The sequence below is a fragment of the Sphingomonas sp. CFBP 13720 genome (assembly GCF_014842075.1).
GTDB lineage: Bacteria > Pseudomonadota > Alphaproteobacteria > Sphingomonadales > Sphingomonadaceae > Sphingomonas.
On sequence record NZ_JACYVA010000003.1, the window covers coordinates 232290 to 255727 of the forward strand.

25 protein-coding genes and 1 other RNA gene are annotated in these 23438 nt (G+C 67.2%); 8 read left to right on the forward strand and 18 right to left on the reverse strand.

Annotation, left to right across the window (positions count from 1 at the left end; translation table 11 throughout):
* Position 1: 1 nt before the first annotated feature.
* Entirely contained in the window at positions 2–532 is a 531-nt protein-coding gene (locus IFT55_RS08685; RefSeq protein WP_192091117.1) for a DUF721 domain-containing protein, read from the reverse strand.
* 28 nt (positions 533–560) lie between these two features.
* Between IFT55_RS08685 and IFT55_RS08690 the strand changes: the two genes are divergently transcribed.
* From IFT55_RS08690 to nudC, 3 genes are read left to right on the forward strand one after another with little or no spacing between them, the layout of a single operon-like run.
* A complete protein-coding gene (locus IFT55_RS08690) occupies positions 561–1592 on the forward strand; it encodes an A/G-specific adenine glycosylase (protein WP_342029267.1) in 1032 nt (343 codons plus the stop codon).
* The gene (locus IFT55_RS08695; protein WP_446740713.1) at positions 1592–2887 is read left to right on the forward strand and encodes a serine hydrolase domain-containing protein; all 1296 of its coding nucleotides are present in this window, start codon (positions 1592–1594) and stop codon (positions 2885–2887) included. The genes IFT55_RS08690 and IFT55_RS08695 overlap by 1 nt, the downstream gene beginning before the upstream one ends.
* Positions 2884–3738, forward strand: coding sequence for an NAD(+) diphosphatase (gene nudC, locus IFT55_RS08700; protein WP_192091121.1), 855 nt, complete (start codon positions 2884–2886; stop codon positions 3736–3738). Before IFT55_RS08695 ends, nudC begins: the two co-directional genes overlap by 4 nt.
* 135 nt (positions 3739–3873) lie before the next feature.
* Here nudC and IFT55_RS08705 read toward each other — a convergent pair whose 3' ends face one another.
* Positions 3874–4764, reverse strand: a complete 891-nt coding sequence (locus IFT55_RS08705; RefSeq protein ID WP_192091123.1) for a prephenate dehydratase — start codon at positions 4762–4764, stop codon at positions 3874–3876.
* A 114-nt stretch (positions 4765–4878) separates the two neighbouring features.
* Between IFT55_RS08705 and IFT55_RS08710 the strand changes: the two genes are divergently transcribed.
* Positions 4879–5565, forward strand: coding sequence for a c-type cytochrome (locus IFT55_RS08710; protein ID WP_192091125.1), 687 nt, complete (start codon positions 4879–4881; stop codon positions 5563–5565).
* Positions 5566–6280: 715 nt separating this feature from the next.
* On the opposite strand, the gene IFT55_RS08715 is transcribed toward IFT55_RS08710, so the two are convergent.
* Positions 6281–7906, reverse strand: coding sequence for an NAD(P)/FAD-dependent oxidoreductase (locus tag IFT55_RS08715; protein WP_192091519.1), 1626 nt, complete (start codon positions 7904–7906; stop codon positions 6281–6283).
* A 64-nt stretch (positions 7907–7970) separates the two neighbouring features.
* Here IFT55_RS08715 and IFT55_RS08720 point away from each other — a divergent pair, with 64 nt between their 5' ends.
* A complete protein-coding gene (locus tag IFT55_RS08720; RefSeq protein WP_192091127.1) occupies positions 7971–10334 on the forward strand; it encodes a DUF3772 domain-containing protein in 2364 nt (787 codons plus the stop codon).
* 214 nt (positions 10335–10548) lie between these two features.
* Here the strand turns inward: IFT55_RS08720 and IFT55_RS17685 are convergent, their stop codons facing one another.
* The 4 genes from IFT55_RS17685 to IFT55_RS08740 form a co-directional block, all read right to left on the reverse strand.
* Positions 10549–11319, reverse strand: a complete 771-nt coding sequence (locus IFT55_RS17685) for a helix-turn-helix domain-containing protein (protein WP_192091128.1) — start codon at positions 11317–11319, stop codon at positions 10549–10551.
* Positions 11301–11471: a hypothetical protein gene (locus IFT55_RS08730; protein WP_192091130.1), complete on the reverse strand. Its 171-nt coding sequence runs from the start codon at positions 11469–11471 to the stop codon at positions 11301–11303. Before IFT55_RS08730 ends, IFT55_RS17685 begins: the two co-directional genes overlap by 19 nt.
* Before the next feature lie 41 nt (positions 11472–11512).
* On the reverse strand, positions 11513–12448 hold the full coding sequence (locus IFT55_RS08735; protein WP_192091132.1) for a sensor histidine kinase: 936 nt from the start codon (positions 12446–12448) through the stop codon (positions 11513–11515).
* 220 nt (positions 12449–12668) lie between these two features.
* Entirely contained in the window at positions 12669–12893 is a 225-nt protein-coding gene (locus IFT55_RS08740) for a hypothetical protein (RefSeq protein WP_192091134.1), read from the reverse strand.
* Between the two features lie 205 nt (positions 12894–13098).
* Between IFT55_RS08740 and IFT55_RS08745 the strand changes: the two genes are divergently transcribed.
* The gene (locus tag IFT55_RS08745; protein ID WP_249403736.1) at positions 13099–13821 is read left to right on the forward strand and encodes a dienelactone hydrolase family protein; all 723 of its coding nucleotides are present in this window, start codon (positions 13099–13101) and stop codon (positions 13819–13821) included.
* Here the strand turns inward: IFT55_RS08745 and IFT55_RS08750 are convergent.
* From IFT55_RS08750 to IFT55_RS08760, 3 genes are read right to left on the reverse strand one after another with little or no spacing between them, the layout of a single operon-like run.
* Complete coding sequence (locus IFT55_RS08750) at positions 13805–14248, reverse strand: c-type cytochrome (protein ID WP_192091138.1); 444 nt, start codon at positions 14246–14248, stop codon at positions 13805–13807. The two genes, IFT55_RS08745 and IFT55_RS08750, sit on opposite strands and share 17 nt — an antisense overlap.
* Positions 14245–15096 (reverse strand): PEP-CTERM sorting domain-containing protein, encoded by an 852-nt coding sequence (locus IFT55_RS08755; RefSeq protein ID WP_192091140.1) that lies wholly within the window; start codon positions 15094–15096, stop codon positions 14245–14247. The genes IFT55_RS08750 and IFT55_RS08755 overlap by 4 nt, the downstream gene beginning before the upstream one ends.
* Before the next feature lie 40 nt (positions 15097–15136).
* Positions 15137–15568 (reverse strand): RrF2 family transcriptional regulator, encoded by a 432-nt coding sequence (locus tag IFT55_RS08760; protein ID WP_192091142.1) that lies wholly within the window; start codon positions 15566–15568, stop codon positions 15137–15139.
* Between the two features lie 43 nt (positions 15569–15611).
* Here IFT55_RS08760 and ssrA point away from each other — a divergent pair.
* Positions 15612–15958, forward strand: a transfer-messenger RNA (tmRNA) gene (ssrA, locus tag IFT55_RS08765).
* Positions 15959–16045: 87 nt separating this feature from the next.
* Entirely contained in the window at positions 16046–16828 is a 783-nt protein-coding gene (locus IFT55_RS08770; RefSeq protein ID WP_192091144.1) for a TSUP family transporter, read from the forward strand.
* Between the two features lie 2 nt (positions 16829–16830).
* Here IFT55_RS08770 and IFT55_RS08775 read toward each other — a convergent pair whose 3' ends face one another.
* The 8 genes from IFT55_RS08775 to rbfA form a co-directional block, all read right to left on the reverse strand.
* Positions 16831–17829, reverse strand: coding sequence for a sensor histidine kinase (locus IFT55_RS08775; protein ID WP_192091146.1), 999 nt, complete (start codon positions 17827–17829; stop codon positions 16831–16833).
* Between the two features lie 153 nt (positions 17830–17982).
* The gene (pnp, locus tag IFT55_RS08780; protein WP_192091148.1) at positions 17983–20337 is read right to left on the reverse strand and encodes a polyribonucleotide nucleotidyltransferase; all 2355 of its coding nucleotides are present in this window, start codon (positions 20335–20337) and stop codon (positions 17983–17985) included.
* A 231-nt stretch (positions 20338–20568) separates the two neighbouring features.
* The gene (rpsO, locus tag IFT55_RS08785; RefSeq protein WP_192091151.1) at positions 20569–20838 is read right to left on the reverse strand and encodes a 30S ribosomal protein S15; all 270 of its coding nucleotides are present in this window, start codon (positions 20836–20838) and stop codon (positions 20569–20571) included.
* Positions 20839–20849: 11 nt separating this feature from the next.
* On the reverse strand, positions 20850–21764 hold the full coding sequence (gene truB / locus IFT55_RS08790) for a tRNA pseudouridine(55) synthase TruB (protein ID WP_192091153.1): 915 nt from the start codon (positions 21762–21764) through the stop codon (positions 20850–20852).
* Positions 21764–22342, reverse strand: a complete 579-nt coding sequence (locus IFT55_RS08795) for a thymidine kinase (RefSeq protein ID WP_192091155.1) — start codon at positions 22340–22342, stop codon at positions 21764–21766. Before IFT55_RS08795 ends, truB begins: the two co-directional genes overlap by 1 nt.
* Positions 22342–22734, reverse strand: a complete 393-nt coding sequence (locus IFT55_RS08800; RefSeq protein ID WP_342029269.1) for a type II toxin-antitoxin system VapC family toxin — start codon at positions 22732–22734, stop codon at positions 22342–22344. The genes IFT55_RS08795 and IFT55_RS08800 overlap by 1 nt, the downstream gene beginning before the upstream one ends.
* Positions 22715–23005: an AbrB/MazE/SpoVT family DNA-binding domain-containing protein gene (locus tag IFT55_RS08805; protein WP_192091159.1), complete on the reverse strand. Its 291-nt coding sequence runs from the start codon at positions 23003–23005 to the stop codon at positions 22715–22717. Before IFT55_RS08805 ends, IFT55_RS08800 begins: the two co-directional genes overlap by 20 nt.
* Before the next feature lie 31 nt (positions 23006–23036).
* Positions 23037–23438, reverse strand: a complete 402-nt coding sequence (gene rbfA, locus IFT55_RS08810) for a 30S ribosome-binding factor RbfA (RefSeq protein ID WP_192091161.1) — start codon at positions 23436–23438, stop codon at positions 23037–23039.

Consider the following 23438-nt stretch of genomic DNA (forward strand, 5'->3'; position numbering starts at 1 on the left):
GTCAACGAACCTTTCCCAGAATGGGGATGGCGGGCGGCGGCGGTGCGGCGACGGCGCTGGCCAGTGCGGACAGCACCGCCTTCAATTCGGGATCGGCGATGGTGCGCAGGCTGTCGCCCAGATCGACCGGGACCGGCGTCGCTTCGCGCCGCACGGGCAACGGACGGCGCGGACGGACCTCGCCATGGCGAAACACCAGCCGCGCGACGGCGGCATAGCCGAAGAACCGGTTCACCCGTTCGACGATCTCGGGCGCGATATGCTGCATCATCGTGCCGTGCGCGCCCGATACCACCAGCGTCAGCGTACCGTCGCCACGCTTGCCGTGCGGAAAGCGGATCGATTCGGGCGCCGACACGCGGGCGAAGCGTTCGCCCACGATCTCGCCCCAGCGACTGACCACCGCCGACTGGATGAACCCGAACTTGCGGAACGCGGCGCGTCCGATATCGGGCAACAGTTCGGCGACCTGGCGGGCGCCACCGCGACGGGGGGCGGGAATCGATTGGAGAGGGCGAGGGCGCGTCGTCATTACCGCCGTCCCATGCCATAGAGCCGGCGTGGACGCCAAGCATCTCTCTGTCGCCGACGCGCTGCTCGACTGGTACGACGTCGCGCATCGCACGCTGCCATGGCGCAGCCCGCCGGGGACGGCGGCACCCGATCCGTATCGCGTATGGCTGTCCGAAGTGATGCTGCAACAGACGCAGGTCGCGACGGTACGCCCCTTCTTCGAACGCTGGACCGCGCGGTGGCCGTCGTTCGCGGCGCTGGCGGCGGCGGAGGATGCCGATGTCATGGCGGCATGGGCGGGGCTGGGATATTATGCCCGGGCGCGCAACCTGCTGGCCTGTGCACGGGTCGTCGCGGCGCGCGGCGGGTTGCCCGATACCGAAGCGGAACTGCGTCGGTTGCCCGGCATCGGCGACTATACCGCCGCCGCCATCGCCGCCATCGCGTTCGGACGGCGCGCGGTGGTGGTGGATGCCAATGTCGAACGCGTCGTATCGCGGCTGTTCGCGATCGAAACGCCGCTGCCCGCCAGCCGTCCCGCGATCCGCACCCATGCCGATTCGATCACCCCCGATCGGCGTGCGGGCGATTTCGCGCAGGCGATGATGGACCTCGGCTCCACCCTCTGCACCGTGCGGGCGCCGAGTTGTCTGTTGTGCCCGTTGAGACCGGATTGCGCGGCCTTTCGCGGCGGGATGCCCGAAACCTATCCGCGCAAACTGCCGAAAAAGCGGAAGCCGCAACGCCATGGCACGTTGTTCTGGGCAGAACGCGACGGACAGGTGCTGCTGGTCCGGCGACCCGACCGGGGGCTGCTGGGCGGGATGCGCGCGCTGCCGACCGGGCCGTGGAGCGATGCCGATCCGGGGTTACAGGGGGCACCGTTCGACGCGCCATGGCGCAACGTCGGCGCCGTCGCGCATGGTTTCACCCATTTCGATCTTGCCTGCACCGTCATGGTGGCAGATGCAGCGGCGGAGCCGGTCGAGGGCGAATGGTGGCCGGTGGCGGAACTCGCCACCGCCGGGTTGCCGACGCTGTTCGCGCGGGCGATCGCAGTGGTGGAAGGATCGCGATGATGACGATGATGCGTACGGCATGGCTGTTTTCGAGTGCGCTGCTGCTCGCCGCGCCGATGCAGGCGCAGGTCGCGCCGCCCCGCCCGCCCGCCGCGCGGTCGCTGGCCGCGACCGACGCGCTGGCACGCGGCTATGTGGCGCAGCGCAAGGCTCCGGGAATCGCTATCGCAGTCGGCGGGCCGGACTGGACCAGCGTCCACGCCGCCGGACGCACCGCCGTCGAAGGTGGCGCACCGGTCGATCAGGATACGCTATGGCGGGTCTATTCGATGACCAAGCCGATCACCGGCATGGCGGCGATGATGCTGGTCGAGGACGGCAAGCTGAAGCTGGACCAGCCGATCGGCGATTTTATCCCCGCCTTCAAATCGGTGCGGGTGCTGACCGATCCCGCCAACAGCCTTGCCAGCCGCCCCGCCGCACGGCCGATCACCGTGCGCCACCTGCTGACGCACACCGCCGGCCTTGGCTATTCGATCGTCACCACCGGGCCGCTGAAGGCCGAATATGAGCGGCTGGGCATCCTGCCGCTGTCGGTCAATGCGCAGACCGAAGCCGCGATGGCGCGGGTCCGCCCCAAATCGCTGGAGGAATTCGCCAACCGCGTCGCCACGCTGCCGCTGATCGCCGATCCGGGGACGAAGTGGAGCTATTCGATCGGGCTGGACGTGATGGGCCGCGTGATCGAAGTGGCGAGCGGCATGTCGTTCGAACGATTCCTGCAGACGCGGATGTTCGATCCGCTGGGCATGCGGTCGACGTTCTGGCGCGTGCCGGATGCGCAGAAGGCGCGGCTGGTCACCAACTATGCGTTTGCCGGCGACAATCCGGTGCCGCTCGATCCGGGCGCAACATCGGTATTCCTGTCGCCGCCCGGCTTTCCCTATGGCGGCGCGGGGCTGGTCATGTCGCTGCGCGACTATGACCGGTTCCTGCACATGCTGCAGAATGGCGGGACGCTCGACGGACGACGGGTGATGAAGCCGGAGACGGTGGCGACCGGCATGTCGAACCTGTTGCCGGCGGGCGTGACGTTCGGCGGCGTCGATGGCGCGACCGGCGGGACCAATGCCGCGCGCATGGGCTATGGCGCGGGCGGATCGGTGTATCTGGACGGCGTGGCGGGCGGACCGGGCAAGGGCACTTATGGCTGGGGCGGCGCGGCCGGCACGATCGCGTTCGTCGATCCGGCGCGGCGCGTGCGCGGCACGGCGATGGTCAATTACTTCCCCGCCGACCGCTGGCCGCTGCGCGCCGATCTGGCGAAGGCACTCGCGACCGATCTGACACGATGACGGGGTTTACCGGCGCGCTGCTCGACCGCGCGGATCACGAACGGGACGATCCCGCCGCGTTCGCGCGGGCAAAGGCCGATCCCGCCGCGCGCCTGTTGCGGCTGAATGGACTCGAACCCACGGTCGATGCGGCGGGCGCGCTGGTGCTGGACGCGATGACGCCGGACGTGGACGCGGTGCTGCTCGGCTATCGCGACGGCGTACCGCTGTTCGCGGCCGGGGAAGGCACCGCGACGACGCCCGCGATGCGGTCACCGGCATTGATGACGATGCTGTCGGGGATGCCCGCCGACCAGATGGCGCTGTACGGCGTCGCGCGGAGCCTGCTCGACTGGCATCGCCGCCATGGGTTCTGCGCCAATTGCGGCCATGCCACCGTGCCCGCGCATGCCGGATGGGCGCGGGCCTGTGCCGGATGCGGGACGCAGCATTTCCCGCGCACCGATCCGGTCGTCATCATGCTGGCCGAACATGACGGGCGCGTCCTGCTGGGGCGACAGCCGTCATGGCCGCCGGGACGCTATTCGGCGCTGGCGGGGTTCGTCGAGGTCGGCGAATCGATCGAGGAAGCGGTCGCGCGCGAGGTGATGGAGGAAGCAGGCGTCGCCGTCACCGACGTGCGCTATATCGCCAGCCAGCCATGGCCGTTCCCGTCGCAACTGATGGTCGCGTGCATCGCACAGGCGGCAGACGACCGCATCCGCATCGATACCACCGAACTGGAAGACGCGTTCTGGGCCAGCCGGGACGAGGTTATCGCCGCACTGATGGGCGATCCGGGCGCGCGGTTTCTGGCACCGCCCCCCTATGCGATCGCGCATGGGCTGCTGGAGGCATGGCTGGCGGGATAGGTTACGGGTTACCCCGGTGCAGGGCCGTCGAGATCGATCGGCCCGGACAAGCGCCGTCTCGATACGCGTGCTCGACAGGCCCGATCGCTGCTCGAAGCGAACGGAGGACCGGATCGAACAGGAAGGCGCCGACGCCTAGCCCCGTTCGCGGGCGCGTCCGTAGCTGCCGAGCAACCGCACCCATTTGGTGTGGAAGCGCAACTCCTCCAGCGCGCGGTCGACGCCCGGTTCGCCGGGACGGCCTTCGATGTCGCAGAAGAACTCGGTCGCGGCGAAGCTGCCGCCGCGCTGATAGCTTTCCAGCTTGGTCATGTTGACGCCGTTGGTCGCGAACCCGCCCATCGCCTTGTACAGCGCGGCGGGGACGTTGCGCACCTCGAACACCAATGTCGTCATGCACGGCCCGTCGGGAAGCACCGGCGGCGCGGCGCGCGCCAGCACGACGAAACGCGTGGTGTTGTGATCGGCGTCGGCGATATCGTCGGCCAGTACCTGCAGGCCGTACAACTCGGCCGCCGCCGGCGGGGCGAGCGCCGCGACCGCGGGGTCGCCGATCGCCGCCGCCGATGCCGCCGCGCCCGCCGTGTCGGGGTGCGCGACCGGCTCGATCCCGCGCGCGCTCAACCAGTGGCGGCATTGGCCCAGCGCCTGTTCGTGGCTCATCGCCTGTCGCACCGCGTCGATCGGCCCCAGTCCCAGCAACGCATGGCGGATCGGCAGGAAATGTTCGCCGGTGATGACCAGCCCCGATTCGGGCAGCAGGAAATGCATGTCGGCGACACGGCCATGCAGCGAGTTTTCGATCGGAATGATCGCGCAATCGGCCAATCCCGCCTGCACCGCGTCGATCGCGTCGGCGAAGCCGAAACACGGCAGTGGCAGCGCATCGGGGAATGCCTGCACCAGCGCGACATGCGAATTGGCACCCGGCGCGCCCTGGAACGCGACCGCGCGGTGCGGCGCGCGTGCGGCGGCCTCGGTCATCTGCGCCACCAGCGGGCGCGCGGGGGCGGCATATTTGTGCATGGAGCGCGGCGATTATCGGCGGCGACGACGACAGGCAACCCCGTCTTGCCAGTATCGGACGGCGCGGCTAGGCTCCCGGGAAATAAACGACCTTTAGGCGAGACGACGCAGGCCATGGACGACCGGACGAACACGATCGCGGGCTGGGTTCTCGCGGGCTGCGCGGCAGCACTGGGCCTTTCGATCGCCAGCGGGATGATTTTTCATTCGGGCGCGCCCGACAAGCCGGGCTATCCGGTCGAAGGTGCGGTGGACGCAGGTGCCGGCGGCGCGGCGGCAGCGGTGCCGATCGCGACGCTGCTGGCCAGCGCCGATCCGGCCAAGGGCGCGGAAGTGTTCAAGAAATGCGCTGCGTGTCATTCGGTCAACCAGGGCGGGGCGAACGGGATCGGCCCCAATCTGTGGGGCGTGCTGGGCAAGAAGCATGGCCATCTGCCCGGTTTCGCCTATTCGGCGGCGCTGACCGGCGTACCGGGCAACTGGGACTTCGACGCGATGAATGCGTGGCTGACGTCGCCGCGCAAATATGCGCCGGGCACCAAGATGACCTTTGCCGGTCTCGGCAGCGCGGAGGATCGCGCGAACGTCATCGCCTATCTGAACCAGCAGGGATCGAACCTGCCGCTGCCCGCCGCCCCGGCTGCCGATGCAGCCGCTGCGCCGGATACGGCGGCGGAGGCCAATGTCGCCGATCCCGATTCGGGCAACACCGCCGATATCGTCAATTCCGCTACCCCGGCATCGGGTGCGCCCTCGGTCGATCCGGGCGCGGCGGAGCAGGCGGCGAAGAAGGGGCGGTAGGGCAGCTGATCGGGGTAGTCGGACTGCCTGCCCCGACGAACCGTCGTTCCAGTACACGCCGGCGTCGTCCGGGGGCGGGCAGGTGCTTTCCCTGCGGACACTCTGGCGACCCCTGAAGGGGTCCGGACCTGACTTCACCCGCGGACCGGCATCCCAGAGCAGGCTGGGATCGCTTGAGCGCGCGCGGGCGCGTTCCCGGTCAAGAACCCGGCGACTTCGGGTGGGGTTATCGATCGGCCTTCTACCCCAAGCCGTCATCCCAGCGGAGGCTGGGATCTCCCGGGGGCGGGCAGGCGCTCTCCTGATAGCGACCCCAGCCTTCGCTGGGGTGACGAACTAGCGCGTCGGATTATTCTACCAAATATTGGTAGAATGGCTGGTGAAAATTTCAGAACTTCCGCGATTGCACACCAAAAACCGCGCATTTCCGACGTTTCCAAAACTGGCACGCCCCCTGCAACACCCTAAATACCAATCGCGAAACGGTTCGCGACGGGTTCAGGGAGTAGCCACCATGTTCCGTTTCGACCAACTTCATCGCCAGATCGTCGCATTCACCGGCGCACTGGTCGTATCCGCCGTGCTGTTGTCGGCCGCTGCGCCGATCGTGCCGATCGCGTGACCTGCGCACGGACCCACCCGATCGCGACCGGCCTGTTCAGCTTCATTCTGACGGCGGTCGCGATCGTGGCGCAGTTGCCGGTCGCGTGATCGTTCAGCGCGGCGCGACCAGCGCGCGCGCCACCGCTTCCGCAACCTTGATCCCATCGACCGCCGCCGACAGGATGCCGCCGGCATAGCCCGCCCCTTCCCCCGCCGGATACAGACCGGCGGTGTTGACGCTCTGGAAATCCTCGCCGCGCGGAATGCGCACCGGCGACGAGGTCCGCGTCTCGACCCCGGTCATCACCGCGTCGGGATGATCGTATCCGGGGATCGTCCGCCCGAACGCCACCAGCGCCTCGCGCATTGCCGTCACCGCGAATTCGGGCAGGCAGGTCGCGAGATCGGTCAGTTCCACCCCCGGGCGATACGACGGAACCACGCTGCCCAGGGCGGTCGACGGCCTTCCGGCGACGAAATCGCCCAGAAGCTGCGCCGGCGCGCGGTAATCGCCCCCGCCCGCTTCGAACGCCCGTGATTCCCAGTGACGCTGCAACGCGATCCCCGCCAGCGGATCGCCCGGATAGTCGCGCGCCGGATCGATGCCGACGACGATGCCCGAATTGGCGTTGCGCTCGTTGCGCGAATACTGGCTCATGCCGTTGGTCGCGACGCGGCCCGGTTCGGACGTCGCGGCGACCACCGTACCGCCGGGACACATGCAGAAGCTGTAGACCGTGCGGTCGTTGCGGCAATGATGCGACAGCGTATACGCCGCCGCGCCCAGATCGGGATGCCCCGCGCACGGCCCGAAGCGCGCATCGTCGATCCAGCTTTGCGGATGTTCGATCCGCACGCCGATCGAAAACGGCTTGGCCTCCAGCATCACGCCGCGATCGCGCAGCATGTGGAAACTGTCGCGCGCACTGTGGCCCAGCGCCAGCACGACCGGCCCGGTCGCGATCGTCTCGCCGGTCGATAGCGTCAGCCCGGCCAGTCGCCGCATGCCGTCGCCGTCCTGTTCGACCACCAGATCGTCGACCCGGTGGCCGAACCGATATTCGCCGCCCAGCGCCTCGACCGTCGCGCGCATCTGTTCGACCATGGTGACGAGGCGGAAGGTGCCGATATGCGGATGCGCTTCGGTCAGGATTTCGGGCGGCGCGCCCGCCTTCACGAACTCGATCAGCACCTTGCGGCCCAGATGCCGGGGGTCCTTGATCTGGCTCCATAATTTGCCGTCGGAAAACGTCCCCGCCCCGCCCTCGCCGAACTGGACGTTCGATTCGGGGTTCAGCTCGCTGCGACGCCACAGTCCCCATGTATCCTGCGTGCGCTCACGCACCACCTTGCCGCGTTCGAGGATGATCGGACGAAAGCCCATCTGCGCGAGGATCAGTCCGGCGAACAGCCCGCACGGACCAGCACCCACGACCACCGGGCGCGGCCCGGCATAGTCGGCCGGTGCCTTCGCCACGAACCGATATCCGGTGTCGGGCGTCGGCCCGACATGCCGGTCGCGGCGCGCGCGGGTCAGCACGGGCGCTTCGTTCTTCACGGTCACGTCGACCGAATAGACCAGCTGGATATCGTCCTTGTCACGCGCATCGTGCGCGCGGCGCGCGACGGTATAGCGGACCAGATCGCGCGGTCCGATCCGCAACCGGTCGCGGATCGCCGCCGCCAGCGCCTCTTCCGGGTGGTTGAGCGGTAGTTTCAGTTCGGTGATGCGGAGCATCGCCGCGCTGTAGCGCACGGGGGTGCGATTGTCGCGTGCCGCCGATCTGGGGTAGGCGTGCGTCATGCCAAACCCGTTCCCGCACCTCGTCGCCGCGCTGTTGTTGCTGTTGTCCGCCCTGCCCGCATCGGCGCAGGAAGCCGCCCCGGATTATCCTGCCCGGCTGAACGCGGCGACGGCCGAACTGGCCGCGGTCGACGGCGCGCTCGATACCCGGCTGGAACCCGCAGATCGTGCCGCGCTGCGCGCACGGGCGCAGGCGGTACGCACGTCGACGCTCGATTCGGCAACGCAGGTCGAAGGCGATCTGGCGCAGATCGATGCACGGCTGGTGCAATTGGGCGCGGCGGCGGCAGCGGAAGACCCCGCGATCGCGTCGGAGCGTCGCGACCTGTCGCGGCAACGCACCACGCTCGATTCGGCGATGAAGCGCGCACGGCTCCTCGCGGTCGAGGCGCAGCAACTCGTCGATGAAATCCAGCAGGGCGAAGCGGCCGAGTTCAGCCAGAAGGTGCTGGGCCGCACGCCTTCGCCGCTGACCCCGGCCTTCTGGTCCGGCATCGTCCAGGCGTTGCCGCGCGACCTGCACCGCGTACACCGCTTCATCGCCGACGAAAGCGCCGCCGTGACGCGCGCGCCGGGCGGGATGCCATGGCCGCTGCTGATCGGGCTGATCGCGGCTATCCTGCTGCTGGTACCGGTGCGTCTGGCGGCGGGGCGGCTGGGCCAGCGGCTGTTGATCGACGGCGCGCCGGGGCGGCGGGTACGCCGGTCGGCGAATGCGCTGTGGCGGGTGCTGATCGGCACGATCGCCCCGCTGTTCGCCGCCGCCGCGCTGGCGGCGGGCGCGCGCTGGTCGGGGCTGGTATCGGCGCGGATGGACGAGGCGATCGACGCCGCGGTCGTGGCGATCGGGTTCGGCGCGTTCGCCAGTGCGGTGCTGGGCGCGGTGCTGATGCGCGGCCAGCCGAGCTGGCGGATCGCGCCGGTCGGCGATGCGGTCGCGCAGCAACTACGCCCCTATTCCTTCCTGCTGGCCGGATTGGCGAGCGCGGCGATCCTGATCGAAGCGCTGAATGCGGCGATCGGCACCAGCGCGGCGGCACGGATCGCGACGCAGGCGACCATTGCCTTGCTGCACATGGCACTGATCGCGTTCGCGCTGGGCGCGATCGGCCGGCTGCGCGCGACGCGCGACGCCGATGCCCCCGCCGAAACCGGGCTGGCGGCGGTCGCGCTGATCGCGTGGGGCATCGTCGCGCTGGCGCTGGGCGCGCTGGCGATCGGATTCGTCGGGTTCGCGCTGTTCCTGGGTCAGATGGTCGCATGGACGCTGGTGCTGGGATCGGCCGTCTATCTGTTGCTGGCGGCGATCGACGACATCGCGACATCGCTGTTCGAACGGCATAGCCGGTTGGGCGTGGCGATGACGCGCGGCTTCGGCATCGGCGGCGGCGCGATCGACCAGTTCGGCGTGTTGCTGTCGGGCGTGCTGCGCGTGCTGGTCGCGGTGCTGGCACTGGGGCTGTGGGTCGCACCGTTCGGCGGGGGCAGCGGGGTGACCAGCGCGTTCGGTCGGCTGGGCGAGTTGGCACGCGGCATCGACGTCGGCGGCGTGGCGATCTCGCCCGGTGCGATCCTGCGCAGCATTGTCGTACTGGCGATCGGGCTGGCGCTGGTTCGTGGCTTCATGCGCTGGCTGGAGGGGCGCTATCTGCCCGCGACCGACCTTGATGGCAGCGGACGCAATTCGATCAGCCTCGTCGCACGCTATGTCGGTATCGCGCTGGCGGTGATCTGGGCGTTGGCGTCGCTGGGCATCGGAGTCGAACGGATCGCGCTGCTGTTGTCGGCATTGTCGGTCGGCATCGGGTTCGGGTTGCAGGCGATCACGCAGAATTTCGTGTCGGGCCTGATCCTGCTGGCCGAACGCCCGATCAAGATCGGCGACCTGATCCGCGTCGGCACCGACGAGGGCGATGTGAAGCGGATCAGCGTGCGATCGACCGAAATCACGCTGGCGGATCATTCGACGCTGATCGTGCCCAATTCCGAACTCATCACCAAATCGGTGCTCAACAAGACGCTCGCCAGCCCGCTGGGACGGATTCAGATCCAGTTTTCGGTGCCGCTGGGCGTCGATGCGGCACGGGTGCGACAGATCGTGTTCGACGCGTTTGCGCGGGAGGAAGCGGTGCTGGCCGACCCCGCCCCGGCGGTGTTCGTCGATGCGATCGTCGACGGGCGGATCGCGTTCAACAGCTTTGCCCATGTCGATTCGCCGCGCACCGCCTATGGCGCGCGCAGCAACGTGTTTCTCGACCTGCTGACGCAGTTCCGCGAGGAAGGGATCGAGATGGGTACGGTGCCGCAGCGGCTGGAACTGGTGTCCGGCGCGCCGACGGCGGTTCCGGCCCCTTCACCCTGAGCGACGGGGTCGAGGTCGCGTCACGCGATCTGTTCGGCCCGCGCACCGCTGTCGGCGCGCCGGGCAAGGGATCGGTTCCTTGCCCAGTAGCTGGTCGCGGAACACGATGGGTTCGCGCTGCCCGTCGATGCTGGATCCTGCGTCCAGCCGCCTTCGGGAGTCGACGTTCGGACATTGCCTCAATGCCCCGAAACGATGTTCCGGCGGATCAGCCTTACAACATCGGCCTATATGCTTCGCGCCCTCCGGTACGGCGATAATCGGCGATCTGCGCCAGCGCCGCGCGATCGACGATGCGCGTGCGCCCCCGGCCGGTTTCGATCAGCCGTTCGCGACGCAATTGCTGCACGGTGCGGTTCGTATGCACGGTAGTCAGCCCCAGCACGTCGGACAGCGTTTCCTGCGTCAACGGCATCACGAAACGATCCGGTCCCTCGGTCGCCCCGACCAGCGCGAGGCGGTCGTACAGTTCGAGGAGCAACCCTGCCGTGCGTTCGATCGCGGATTGCCGTCCCAGCCGCGTGACCTGGGTATATAGATAGCCCCGCTGCATCGCGGCATCGATCCGCAACGCCCGCACGACCTGCGGATCGACCGATGCGAGCAGCGCGGCGGCCGGTGCGATCACCATTTCGGTCAATGCCATCACCGTCTCGTCGGACGGCACGTTATCAGGCGCGGTGGCGGGCAGGATATCGCCCGGAAGCAACAGCCGCACGATCTGCCGCCGACCGTCGGACAGGAGCCGGCAATGCGCCGCCCAGCCCGACATGATCGTCCGCGCCGGTTGCGCCGGCTGCCGCTCGCCGCTCAGTGTCGTGCGCGCCGGATACCGCTTGGACTGCGTTGCCGCCCGGTCGATCGGCATCGCGACGGTCAGGTCGATCGGCACCAGCGCGGTCAAACGACGCAGCACCGGCAGGTCGAACGCCGGGGCGCGACCGGAGATAGGGGAGACGCTGGCCATCACGCGGGTTGCCCGCACATGGTCGTTGCCTCACGCAACGCCGATACGAGGACACCGACAATATGCGCGCCGTTCGATTCCTGCGCGCGACGAAAATCATCCGCGATCCAGTAAACGTCTTCTACGACAAGGATCGCGCGTCCGTCGAGCCAATGATCGTCCGTGGCCATTCAAGGTCCTCCAAACTTTGTTGGAACACTTGTGCGACCATTTACGATTTCAATACAATAATATGGATCAACGGAACGCGCATGATACAGGTTAGCCCGCCCGGCGCGAAGACCAGTTCGGTCCGGGCATTCAGTTCGTACGGAAGGGCACGTTCGACCAATTCGCGGCCGAATCCGCTTCGCGAAGGTGCAGTATCGACGACTGCGACCCCCCGCTCCCGCCACCTCCACCGCAGTTGCTGCTCCCCGTCCGCTTCTTCCAGCGCCCAGTCGATATGCAGCGTTCCGCGTGTCGTGCCGAGCGCACCCCATGTGATCGCGTTGATGGTCAGTTCGTGGACCAGCAGGCCAAATGCCTGTGCGGCGTTCGCGCGCAACCGCACCGGGGGGCCATCCATCTGGATGCGGACGCCGTCCGGCCCGCCATCGATCAACAGTTCGCCCGCGACGAGTTCGGCCAGATCGACGGTATCGTCCGTTCCGCGCAACAGCATCGCATGCGTCCGCGCCAGTGCGTCGAGCCGTCCGGTAAAGCCGGCGGCAAGTTCGTCGCCGTCGCTGGTTTCGGCAGTGCGGCGGAATACGGAACGGACGACCGACAGGATGTTGCGCACCCGGTGTTGCGATATGTCGGACGCATCCGGCCGAAAATCGGGTGAAGCGAACTCGTCACGAAAGATCAGCAGCGCCGCCGCGTCCCCCTCGCCGGGTTCGAGCGCGATGGACACGGTGCGCGTACCGGCTGCCAGAACCAGGTCGTGCACGATGGTCGCGGTGCCATCCAGCAACCTGGCGATGGCCCCGCGCAAGGCCGGATCGATCGTTTGTTCGATCCGACGGCCAATCACGTCGGGCACCGGACCCAGATACCGTTCGATCGGTCCGCTACTGGCGATCGCGATACCGTCCGCATCGACCGCGACGATCCCAGCGGCGTGGCGCGCGATCACGGTTGCGGGGACGGATATCGACTCCATAGGTGCGGTGGTGCGCGTCTCCGCGCCGCTTGTATAGCGCGGTGAACGTACTCTTTGTCCGATTTTCAAGCGGTTCGGCATACGGCAAGCCACGGGGTTGGTCCGGCCGCGTTTGCATTCCCGATGCTGCCCATCCCTTCCTGATCGACCGGGGATGGCGGACGGTTCGGGCATGAATGCGAACGGGTCGACGTTCGTCGGCATAGCAGACCGATCGGCATCAGCACGCCTGCGACATCGCGTCCGTAGTGCCGTCCGCAGCGGGCTGCCGCCGGGATTCCCCGATCAACCGCAACAGTTCGGCATGACGGCGTCGCGCGTCGAGACCGCGCAGCCCGGTCACGCGTTCGAGCGCGCATGCGGCGGCATGGCAAGCATATCCCGACATATCGTCCATCGCGACGCCTTTCGAATCGAGCAACCGGACGATGTGCTGCTTCGCCATGGCCTTCCATCACCTTTGCGAAACTGCCGGAATTATACTGTGTTCGCCGACGAGGTAGGCGCGTCGGCGGTCCGACACCCGGATTGGTCCTGTCGTGCCTTGGTCGTCCCGTCGGCTTGCCATCGCGGCCCCGCCATCGCACAGGGCGATCATGATCCTGCACCCTGCCGAGCATACCGACCTCCCCGCCCCCGATGGCGGTGTGATGCGGACGCACGTTTTTCGGCCAGCGGGAGGCGATCGGTTTCCGGGGGTGATTCTGTATTCCGAAATCTATCAGGTCACTGATCCGATCCGGCGACTGGCGGCGTTCATCGCGGGGCATGGATATGTCGTGGCGGTGCCTGAAGTGTACCACGAATACGAGGCACCCGGCACGGTGCTGGCCTACGATCCGGCGGGGACCGATCGGGGCAATGCGCTGAAATTCGCCAAGCCGGTCGCGGCGTTCGATGCCGATGCCCAGCGGGCGATCGACTTTCTGACGGCGCATCCGGCGTGCAGCGGGCGGATCGGCGTCGCGGGCGTGTGTCTGGGCGGGCATCTGGCGTATCGCGCCGCGCTCGATCCGCGAGTCTCGGCCGCAGCCTGTTTCTATCCGACCGATATCCATGCGGGGTCGCTGGGCGAAGGACGTGCCGACGACAGCCTCGCGCGGATGGACCAGCTGGCAGCGGAGACGCTGTTCATATGGGGTCGGCAGGACCCGCACGTCCCCTTTGCCGGGCGCGAGGCGATCCGGGCGCGACTGGAACAGGTCGGCGCGCGGTACGAATGGCACGAGGTCAATGCGCAGCACGCCTTTCTGCGCGACGAAGGGCCGCGCTATGACCCGGCGTTGTTCGTGCAGGCAACGGGATGGATGCTGGCGCTGTTCCAGCGGGTACTGGGCGGACCGGTCCCAGCGCCGGTCAGCGCGCCGTTTTAAGATAGGCGATCAGGTCGGCGCGGGTGAGCGGGTCGGCAATGCCGCCGAACGCCATCCGCGTACCGGGAACCTGCCGCGACGGCGCGGCCAGCCATGCGTCCATCCGCGCATCGTCCCAACGCCCGCCCCAATCGATCAGCGCCTGGGTATAGCCGAAGCGCGCATCGGCCGCGACAGCCCGGCCCATGATGCCGTGCAGGTTGGGGCCGGCCAGTGCCTGACCGCCCTTGCCGATCGTATGGCATGCGGCGCACCGGCCGAACTGTCCCCGTCCGGCATCGGCACTTGCCACGCGCAGCATCGCCGCCAGGTCGGGGTTCGGCCCCGCCGCCTTCAGCCGCGACGCACGATCATCGTCACCACCGGAGCCGCATCCGCCCAGCACCAATACCGGTGCCAGCCACCAAAGCACCGACGGACGCGTCATCGATCGGCTCGCAGCGTGGCCCATGCCACCCGCTGCAACGCTTTCGCGGCGGCGGGCGTCAGCTTCAGTTCGGCGGCCGCGCGCTCCCCCGGCCCCAGCCGGCGGACGTCATGGCCCGTCACCCGCCCGAAGATCGTCAGCGCTTCCAGATAATAGCCCGCCGTGCTGCCATGATACCGGTCGTCCGCCCACAGGCCGATCCGGCCCGGATCGATCCCGTCATACGGGTTCGCATCGGCCAGCCCGCTCGTGATCGCCCGGTTCCACGCCCGTCCAACCGGAATCGCGCCCCGGATCGCCGGTGCCCGGCGCAACGCCACGCGGTTGCCCTCCGCCAGATCGTCGGCCATCGCCGTGATCGGTTTACCCGACCAGCGACTGCCGGGACGATAGATCAGGTCGGCACGCGACCATGTGCTGACCAGCTGCACCTGCACCCGTGGATTGCGCCGCCGGAACAGGTCGGTCAGTTTCCTTGCGGCATCGGCATGGCGCGTCGGATCGCCGGGGCGCTCCGCATCCAGCGTCGAATAGCCTTGCAGGATCACGACGTCCCACCGCCGGTCGATGACCGTGCGCCGCCGGTCGTAGTGATAGGCAAGGTCGGTGCCCGGCGCGGTTTCCAGATGGACCTGCCAGTCCAGTCCCGCCTGTTCGGCGAAGGCGCGAAACAGCGCGGGGACGCCGCCGATCCCTTCGCGGTTCAGGTCGGTGACGCTGTCGGGCCGCCATTCGCGCACCGGCGACCCCGCGCCGAAGGTGAAGCTGTTGCCGACGAACAGGATGTCACGCGCCGCAGCCGGCAGCGCGAGAAAGAGCGCGAGGAACGCGAGGAACGGTCGAATCATCGCCGACGCATAGCGCATCGTCCGTGTGGATCGAACCCGTTCAGGCCGCCGCCAGTTCGATACAGGCGGCATCGCCGAGGCTGGTGCCGTCGAGGATTCGCGCGGTTTCGTCGCGCACCCGCGCCATTGCGATGCGGATCGCGCAGGTCGCCTCGTCCTTGCAATCGCCGCAGGGACGGTACGCGGTGCGGCTGACGCACGGCACCAGTGCCAGCGGCCCTTCGATCACGCGGATGATCTCGCCCAGCGAGATGCGATGTGCCGGCCGCGCGAGGTGATAGCCGCCCGCCTTGCCGCGCGTCGAATGCAGGAACCCCGCCTCGCGCAGGTCGGCGAGGATCAGTTCGAGAAATTTTCGCGGCACGTTGGCGGCCACCGCGATGCGGTGCATCGGCATGGGCGGTGCGGCGGCAGGCTGTTCGGCCAGAAACAGCATCGCACGCAACGCATAGCGGGAACGCTGGGTCAGCATGATGCAGGGTCCATGCCATCATGCCGCACGATTGGGAAGTCGGGTTCTTTTCAAGTCGCTTCCGATCGCCTATATCCCGGTCGTCGGCTTCCAGCCGGCTATGGCGATAAACTGCGGCGTACAATAGGCGCAGCGGACCCGGGGGCAGTACCCGGCGGCTCCACCATAAGTGGTGGTGTTTCTGGACACCGTTTCTGACGGGGCCGAACCAGGATCGACGTGTGTTGAAAAGCGCTGTTTTCGCTCGGAATGGGACCACCGCAACGGCCCATTACACAAGTGCCAACGATAACGAAGCACTCGCGATTGCAGCGTAACTAAGGGCCTCACGGCCTGAAGTTACTCTACATAGCGCGGTTCGGGCCGCACCGGGCAACAGAAGCGGACACCAGCGGTACGGGGAGCACCGGGCAACAGAAGCTCCCCACCCACCCTTCCGTCGCTTTGGTTCCTCGCCGTACCGGCGTAAGCGGGCCCATGCACCTCACCTATGACATCGTCGCGCTGTTGATGGCGGCTGCGCTGGTTGCCGGGATCATCGATGCGATGGCGGGCGGCGGCGGGCTGATCACGATCCCTGCCCTGCTGGCGGCGGGCGTTCCCCCGGTCATGGCGCTGGGCACCGGCAAATTGCAAAGCGCGTGCGGCACGGCCGGCGCGGCCTATGCCTTCTGGCGCGGTGGACGGATCGATCTGGCGCGGTTCCGGGGACCGGCGATCGCGGCGTTCGTCGGATCGATCGGCGGTGCGGCGCTGGTCCAGATGATCGATTCGCGGTTCCTTGCCGGATTGCTGCCGTTGCTGCTTGTCGCGATGGCGGGATATTTCCTGTTCGGTCCGCGCCTGTCGGAGGTCGATACGCATACCCGCCTCGCCCCCATCGGCCTGTTGTCGGCGATCGGGGCGATCGGGGCGTATGACGGGTTCTTCGGACCGGGCACGGGGTCGTTCTACACGCTGTTGCTGGTCAGTGCCGCGGGGTTCGGGGTGACGCGGGCGGTGGCGCATGCGAAGCTGCTGAACCTTGCCAGCAACCTTGCCGGCTTCGCGATGCTGCTGGCGGGCGGGCATGTGCTGTGGATCGTCGGCATCGCGATGGCGGTGGCCAGCGTGATCGGCAATCAGATCGGGGCGGTGCTGGCGATCCGGTTCGGCGGACGCGCGATCCGGCCGCTGCTGGTCGCCATCTCGCTGGCGCTGACCGTCAAGCTGGTCGCCGATCCGGCGAACCCGTTGCGTGCTTGGCTGGGATGGGGATGACGTCAGGCGGGCAGCGTCAGACGCGCCGTCGTTCCCCGTCCGCCGACCAGTTCGAACCGGCCGTCAAGTTGCGCCGCCAGCATCGCCGCGATCTTCAGCCCCAGATTGTCGCTGGCCTCCATCACGAAACCGGGCGGCAGGCCGCATCCGTCGTCGCGGATCTCGACGCACACCTGATCGGCGCCGTCGCGCGACAGGCGCAGTTCGATCGTCCCGCCCTGACGACCGGCAAAGCCATGTTCGATCGCATTGGCGATCGCTTCCGCCACGATCAGCGCCAGCGGCACCGCTGCGTCGGGCCGCAGCGGGGCGTCGTCGACCATGTCGATCACATAGCGGACGTCGTCGCGGCCGCTGGCGGCGATCACATCGCTGCACAACGGCTCCAGAAAACCGCGCATGTCGCGCACGCCGCCGGCCGCATCATAGAGCTGCCGGCTGATCCGCCCGATCAGCGCCAGCCGTCGTGACGCCTCGTTCAGCGCATTCTGCGCCAGCGGATCGGCGATGCCGCGCCGTTGGAGCGACAGCAGCGCGGCTGCGACCTGAAGATTGTTCGAGACGCGGTGCTGGAGTTCGGCGAACAGCAACTGCCCCCGGTCGGCCAACGCCCGGCTGAGTTCGCGTTCGCGGGCCAGATGCCGGTTGGCGCGCTGCATCCAGTGGACCAGCGCGACGTCGGTGCCGACGACGACGGCATAGAACGCCATCGCCACGACCGTCTGGTACGACAGCTGGAACAGGTGGCCGGGCGATACGAAGAAGACCCATGCCAGCATGCCGCACAGCACCCCGGCGACCGCCCCCATCCGCGCTCCGAACAGGAACGATGCGATGATGACGGCGGGAAAGAAGCTGACGAACGGAAACCCCGGCGGCAACGAATCGTCTGCGACCCATCGCACCCCGAACGCCACCGCGACCAGCAACAGCGTCATCGCCAGCGCCATCCATGGTCGCGGCGCAAGCAACGGCAGCCGTTCGAGCCACCGGCCCGGCATCGGAGTTTCCGTTAGTTCCATATGGATGTGCGACCGGTTCCCGAACTGTATGGCCGGCCGGCATGCCGCGTTTCGGAACGCTTGGCAAACGAGCATGAAAAAGGGGAGCCGCATCGCTGCGGGCTCCCCCTGTCCGACCCGATGGTCGACCGATCAGTTATCGGTGATGAACGACGGCAGGCCGGCGTCGCCGCCCTCGCCCTTCGCTTCTTCGCGGCGTGGGCCACGGTCGCGGCGCGGACCACGATCAGCGCCTTCGCTGCGGGGGCCACGGTCGCCACCCTCACGGCGCGGGCCGCGATCGCCACCCTCGCCGCGCGGACGGTCGCCGCCGTCGCGACGCGGGCCGCGCGGGCCACGGTCGCCACCTTCGCGCGGTTCACGCACCGGACGGCTGTCTTCCAGCTCGGCACCGGTTTCCTGATCGACGACGCGCATCGACAGGCGAACCTTGCCGCGCGGATCGACTTCGAGAACCTTGACCTTCACTTCCTGCCCTTCGGACAGGACGTCGGCGACCTTCTCGACGCGCTCGTTGCGGATTTCGGAGACGTGAACCAGACCGTCCTTGCCGCCCATGAAATTCACGAACGCACCGAAATCGACGAGGTTGACGACCTTGCCGTTATAGATCTTGCCGACCTCGGCCTCTTCGACCAGCCCCTTGATCCAGTTGATCGCGGCTTCGATCTGCGCGGGATCGGACGACGACACCTTGATGACGCCCTCGTCGTCGATGTCGACCTTCGCGCCCGTGGTCGCCACGATCTCGCGAATCACCTTGCCGCCGGTGCCGATCACTTCACGGATCTTCGACTTGTCGATCGTGAAGGTTTCGATGCGCGGCGCGTGTGCCGACAGCTCGCCGCGCGTCTCGCCCAGCGCCTTGGCCATTTCGCCGAGGATGTGCGCACGGCCTTCGTTCGCCTGCGCGAGCGCGATCCGCATGATCTCTTCGGTGATGCCGGCGATCTTGATGTCCATCTGAAGGCTGGTGATGCCTTCACTGGTCCCGGCAACCTTGAAGTCCATGTCGCCCAGATGATCCTCGTCACCCAGGATGTCGCTGATGACCGCGAAATCCTTGCCTTCGAGGATCAGGCCCATCGCGATGCCCGACACCGGACGCTTCAGCGGCACGCCGGCGTCCATCATCGACAGCGAACCGCCGCAGACGGTCGCCATCGATGACGATCCGTTCGACTCGGTGATGTCCGACAGGACGCGGATCGTGTACGGAAACTCTTCCTTCGACGGCAGCACCGGGTGCAGCGCGCGCCATGCGAGCTTGCCGTGACCGACTTCGCGACGGCCCGGCGCGCCGAAGCGGCCGACTTCACCGACCGAATAGGGCGGGAAGTTATAGTGCAGCATGAAGTTTTCGTAGCTCAGGCCGTTCAGCCCGTCGATCATCTGCTCGGCGTCCTTGGTGCCAAGCGTGGTGGTGCAGATCGCCTGCGTCTCGCCACGCGTGAACAGTGCCGAACCATGGGCGCGCGGCAGGAAATGGACCATCGCCTCGATCGGGCGGACCGTCTTCGTGTCGCGACCGTCGATGCGGCGGCCGTCCTTCAGAATGGCGGTCCGGACGATCTCGGCTTCCAGCTTCTTCACCAGCTTGAGCGTGCCGAGATACTGCGCGGGATCGCTTTCCTTCAGGTCCGCGAACGCGTCGCGCGCCTTGGTACGCGCGTCGTTGATCGCGTTCTGGCGCGCCTGCTTGTCGGTCAGCTTGTAGGCGGCGGCCAGATCCTTGCCGATCAGGTCCTTGAGCTTCTTCTTCGCCTTCGACTGGTCGGCGACGGGGGAGAGTTCCCACGGCTCCTTGGCGGCCTGTTCCGCCAAGTCGATGATGCAGTTCACGATCTTCTTCGACGCATCGTGCGCGAACACGACCGCGCCCAGCATGATCTCTTCCGACAGTTCCTTGGCTTCGGATTCGACCATCATCACCGCACCGCCGGTGGCGGCGACGACCAGATCCAGATCGCCTTCCTTCACCTGTTCCAGCGTCGGGTTCAGCACATATTCGCCGTCGATATAGCCGACGCGCGCCGCGCCGATCGGACCCATGAACGGCACGCCCGAAATGGTCAGCGCCGCCGACGCCGCGATCATCGCGACGATGTCCGGCTCGTTCTCGCCATCATAGCTGAGAACCTGACAGATCACGTTGATCTCGTTGTAGAAGCCTTCCGGGAACAGCGGGCGGATCGGGCGATCGATCAGGCGGCTGGTCAGCGTTTCCTTTTCAGTCGCGCCGCGCTCACGCTTGAAGAAGCCGCCGGGAATGCGGCCGGCCGCCGAGTATTTTTCCTGATAGTGGACGGTCAGCGGAAAGAAGTCCTGCCCTTCCTTGACCGAACGCGCGGCGGTGACCGCGCACAACACCACCGTTTCGCCCAGCGTCGCGATGACCGCGCCGTCGGCCTGCCGCGCCACGCGGCCGGTTTCGAGGGTCAGCGTCTTGCCGCCCAGGTCCATGGTGCTTTTCTTGATATCGAACATGTCGTTTCCTTCACTCCGGCGGCCAGATGCACGCCGGGGCAGCTTGGGGCGGAACCTCCGCCCCATGGGTCGGGCCGTGTGGCCCTTGTCCCGCGACGCCGGATTGCGGCGGGACGGCTTGGCCGGATGTCCGGTCGCGAAGCCTATACCCCGTTTTCCGGGGCAATCTCGTGGCGGTTCGGCACCGCCGGGCACAAGAAAAAGGGGCGACCCTGCGGCCGCCCCCGATCCTTACTTCCGAAGACCGAGCTTCGCGATCAGCGACGTATAGCGCTCCGCGTCCTTCTTCTTCAGATAGTCGAGCAGCGAGCGCCGCTTGTTGACCAGCATCAACAGGCCGCGACGCGAGTGATTGTCCTTCGCGTGCGTCTTGAAATGGTCGGTCAGGTTCTGGATGCGGGTCGTCAGGATCGCGACCTGTACTTCGGGGCTGCCGGTATCGCCTTCGGCGCGGGCATGTTCCTGAATCAGCGCCTGGCGGCGCTCGGGAGTGATCGACATCGTCGTCCTTTCTATTCGAGGTTGAAGCCACGCACGACCCGGGTTTCCCCGGACAGGGTTTCGACCAGCGCGACCGGAACATCGTCCAGCGTCGCGAAGCCGAGCCCGTCGTCCGCAGCGGTCCCGATCAGCTTGAGCCCCCTGCGGAGCCGCTCTGCCTGATCGGGGTCGAGTGGTAGAGCCGGGATGTCGTCCAGCCCCGCACCCAGCGGCAGAAGCGTATGTTCAAGCGCGCGCCCCTGCCCCAATTCGGCTAGTTTGTCCAGCGAAATGGCGTTTTCCAGCCCGAACGGACCTGCGCGCGTCCGGCGAAGCATGGTCACATGCCCCACCGTCCCCACCGCCAGCGCAATGTCGCGCGCGAGGCTGCGGATGTACGTGCCCTTCGACACGTGCGCGAACAGGGTGATCTCCTGCACGTCCGCCCCGGCATCGGTCGGTCGGTCCGGGGTATCGGCGGGAATCTCCAGCGAAAACACCGTCACGTTGCGGGTCGCCAGCACCACATCCTCGCCCTTGCGCGCAAGGTCATAGGCGCGCTCGCCATCGACCTTCAGCGCCGAATAGGCGGGCGGCACCTGTTCGATCGGTCCGGTGAAGCGCGCCAGCACCGCCTGCACCGCCGCCAGCGTCGGCCGCACCGGCGATTCGACGATCACTTTTCCTTCCAGATCGAGCGTATCGGTCTGCGCGCCGAACCGGATCGTGAAGGCATATTCCTTCGACGCATCCAGCATCCGCCCGGCCAGCTTGGTCGCCTCGCCGATCGCGACCGGCAGCACGCCGCTGGCCAACGGGTCGAGCGTGCCGCCATGGCCGACCTTCCACTTGCCATAGCCGCCGCTGCGCAGCGCCCGCTTGACCGCCGAGACGACCTGCGTCGATCCCGGCCCCAACGGCTTGTCGATGACGATCCAGCCGTGCATCAGCCGCGCATCGCTTCACAAAAATGGCGACGGCACAGCGCGACGTAACGGTCGTTGCCGCCGATCTCGGTCTGCGCGCCCTCGCGCACTGCGTTGCCGTCTTCATCCACGCGCAGGTTCATCGTCGCCTTTCGTCCACAGGTACAGACCGATTTGAGTTCGATCAGCGCATCGGCGATCGCCAGCAACCGCGCCGATCCGGGGAACAGTGCCCCGCGAAAATCGGTGCGCAATCCGTACGCAAGCACCGGGACGCCCAGTTCGTCGGCCACGCGGGCCAGTTGGTCGACCTGTGCTTCCGACAGGAACTGCGCCTCGTCGACCAGCACGCACCCGACCGGATGATCGCGATGCTGCGCGGCGATCCGGGCGTGCAGGTCGCTGTCGCCATCGAACGTCGCGGCCGGCATCGCCAGCCCGATACGCGACCCGATCGTCCCCGCCCCTTCGCGCGTGTCGATGCCCGCCGTGAACAGCATCGTCGTCAGTCCGCGCTCGCGATAGTTGAAATCCGCCTGCAACAGCGTCGTCGATTTGCCGGCGTTCATCGACGCATAATAGAAGTACAGCTTGGCCATCAGAGCGTTTCGACGGCGACGGGGCTGTCCGGACCGGCGGCGATGGCGACACCCCGGTCGAAGGTGGCGAATGCGGTGGCGTCCCGCGCAGCGACCAGATGCAGCATGTCGGCAAAGTCGCCGCCATCGCCGAACCGACCCAACGCCCAGCGAACGATCGCCACCTCCGCAACCTGTACGCTTGGCAGGTCGATGAGGTTCAGAAGTGCCGCTGCCACGACTTCGCGACTCTGACGATACCGGGACGTCAGCAACCACCCAAGTTCGAGGAGGACCGTAAGCGGTATGTACACGCCGGACCCGATAATCGCGATGGCAGCGGCCGTCTGTTCGGGGTGATCGGCAAGCAGGAAACGTGCGGCGACGTTCGTATCAATCGCCCGCACGATCACTCCGCAGGGCTGATTCTTCCCAGCATTGGGCGATCGTTTCGTTCATTTCCTCGATTGTCACTGTCGGCCCGTCATATTTCACGATCGCGCGGATGCTCGCGGTGATTTCCTCGAACGAGCGACCGCTCTTTTCCGCGGTCGGCCGCAGCACGATCGCATCGCCCGACCGGGTGACGTCGAGCCGCTGGCCGGGTTTCAGCCCCAGTGCGTCGCGGACCTCTTTCGGGATCACGACCTGCCCTTTCGCCGACAGGGTGGTATGCGTGTTCATCTCGGTAAGATGCGTCTTACCGGTTCCCAAGTCAATCGTCGTCGCCGTCCTCGGCCAAATCGCGCGCGACCTTGGGATCACGCAACAACTGGTCGATTCGCGTCCCTTCGTCGAAACTGTCGTCGACGAGAAATTTGAGCTTCGCGGCGTATTTCAGGTTCACTCGCCCGGCGACTTCGGACTGGAGATAGGCGGTGTTGGTCCGCAATGCCTTGACCACGATCGCCTCGTCCTTGCCCAACAGCGGCTTCACGAACACCGTCGCGTGGCGCAGGTCGGGCGACATGCGGACTTCGGTGACGGATACCAGATGCTTTTCAAGCACCGGGTCGTGGACATCGCCGCGCGCAAGGATTTCCGAGAGGATGTGGCGGACCTGTTCGCCGACGCGCAGCAGACGGACGGAGCGGGTTTCGGGAGTGGTTTCTGGCAT

What these genes read in the sequence shown, in the direction of transcription:
- IFT55_RS08685 (WP_192091117.1), bottom strand. Translation starts at nt 532, where the DNA reads ATGACGACGCGCCCTCGCCCTCTCCAATCGATTCCCGCCCCCCGTCGC.
- IFT55_RS08695 (WP_446740713.1), top strand. Translation starts at nt 1,592, where the DNA reads ATGACGATGATGCGTACGGCATGGCTGTTTTCGAGTGCGCTGCTGCTC.
- nudC (WP_192091121.1), top strand. Translation starts at nt 2,884, where the DNA reads ATGACGGGGTTTACCGGCGCGCTGCTCGACCGCGCGGATCACGAACGG.
- IFT55_RS08705 (WP_192091123.1), bottom strand. Translation starts at nt 4,764, where the DNA reads ATGCACAAATATGCCGCCCCCGCGCGCCCGCTGGTGGCGCAGATGACC.
- IFT55_RS08710 (WP_192091125.1), top strand. Translation starts at nt 4,879, where the DNA reads ATGGACGACCGGACGAACACGATCGCGGGCTGGGTTCTCGCGGGCTGC.
- IFT55_RS08715 (WP_192091519.1), bottom strand. Translation starts at nt 7,906, where the DNA reads ATGCTCCGCATCACCGAACTGAAACTACCGCTCAACCACCCGGAAGAG.
- IFT55_RS08720 (WP_192091127.1), top strand. Translation starts at nt 7,971, where the DNA reads ATGCCAAACCCGTTCCCGCACCTCGTCGCCGCGCTGTTGTTGCTGTTG.
- IFT55_RS08730 (WP_192091130.1), bottom strand. Translation starts at nt 11,471, where the DNA reads ATGGCCACGGACGATCATTGGCTCGACGGACGCGCGATCCTTGTCGTA.
- IFT55_RS08735 (WP_192091132.1), bottom strand. Translation starts at nt 12,448, where the DNA reads ATGGAGTCGATATCCGTCCCCGCAACCGTGATCGCGCGCCACGCCGCT.
- IFT55_RS08740 (WP_192091134.1), bottom strand. Translation starts at nt 12,893, where the DNA reads ATGGCGAAGCAGCACATCGTCCGGTTGCTCGATTCGAAAGGCGTCGCG.
- IFT55_RS08745 (WP_249403736.1), top strand. Translation starts at nt 13,099, where the DNA reads ATGCGGACGCACGTTTTTCGGCCAGCGGGAGGCGATCGGTTTCCGGGG.
- IFT55_RS08750 (WP_192091138.1), bottom strand. Translation starts at nt 14,248, where the DNA reads ATGACGCGTCCGTCGGTGCTTTGGTGGCTGGCACCGGTATTGGTGCTG.
- IFT55_RS08755 (WP_192091140.1), bottom strand. Translation starts at nt 15,096, where the DNA reads ATGATTCGACCGTTCCTCGCGTTCCTCGCGCTCTTTCTCGCGCTGCCG.
- IFT55_RS08760 (WP_192091142.1), bottom strand. Translation starts at nt 15,568, where the DNA reads ATGCTGACCCAGCGTTCCCGCTATGCGTTGCGTGCGATGCTGTTTCTG.
- IFT55_RS08770 (WP_192091144.1), top strand. Translation starts at nt 16,046, where the DNA reads ATGCACCTCACCTATGACATCGTCGCGCTGTTGATGGCGGCTGCGCTG.
- IFT55_RS08775 (WP_192091146.1), bottom strand. Translation starts at nt 17,829, where the DNA reads ATGCCGGGCCGGTGGCTCGAACGGCTGCCGTTGCTTGCGCCGCGACCA.
- pnp (WP_192091148.1), bottom strand. Translation starts at nt 20,337, where the DNA reads ATGTTCGATATCAAGAAAAGCACCATGGACCTGGGCGGCAAGACGCTG.
- rpsO (WP_192091151.1), bottom strand. Translation starts at nt 20,838, where the DNA reads ATGTCGATCACTCCCGAGCGCCGCCAGGCGCTGATTCAGGAACATGCC.
- truB (WP_192091153.1), bottom strand. Translation starts at nt 21,764, where the DNA reads ATGCACGGCTGGATCGTCATCGACAAGCCGTTGGGGCCGGGATCGACG.
- IFT55_RS08795 (WP_192091155.1), bottom strand. Translation starts at nt 22,342, where the DNA reads ATGGCCAAGCTGTACTTCTATTATGCGTCGATGAACGCCGGCAAATCG.
- IFT55_RS08805 (WP_192091159.1), bottom strand. Translation starts at nt 23,005, where the DNA reads ATGAACACGCATACCACCCTGTCGGCGAAAGGGCAGGTCGTGATCCCG.
- rbfA (WP_192091161.1), bottom strand. Translation starts at nt 23,438, where the DNA reads ATGCCAGAAACCACTCCCGAAACCCGCTCCGTCCGTCTGCTGCGCGTC.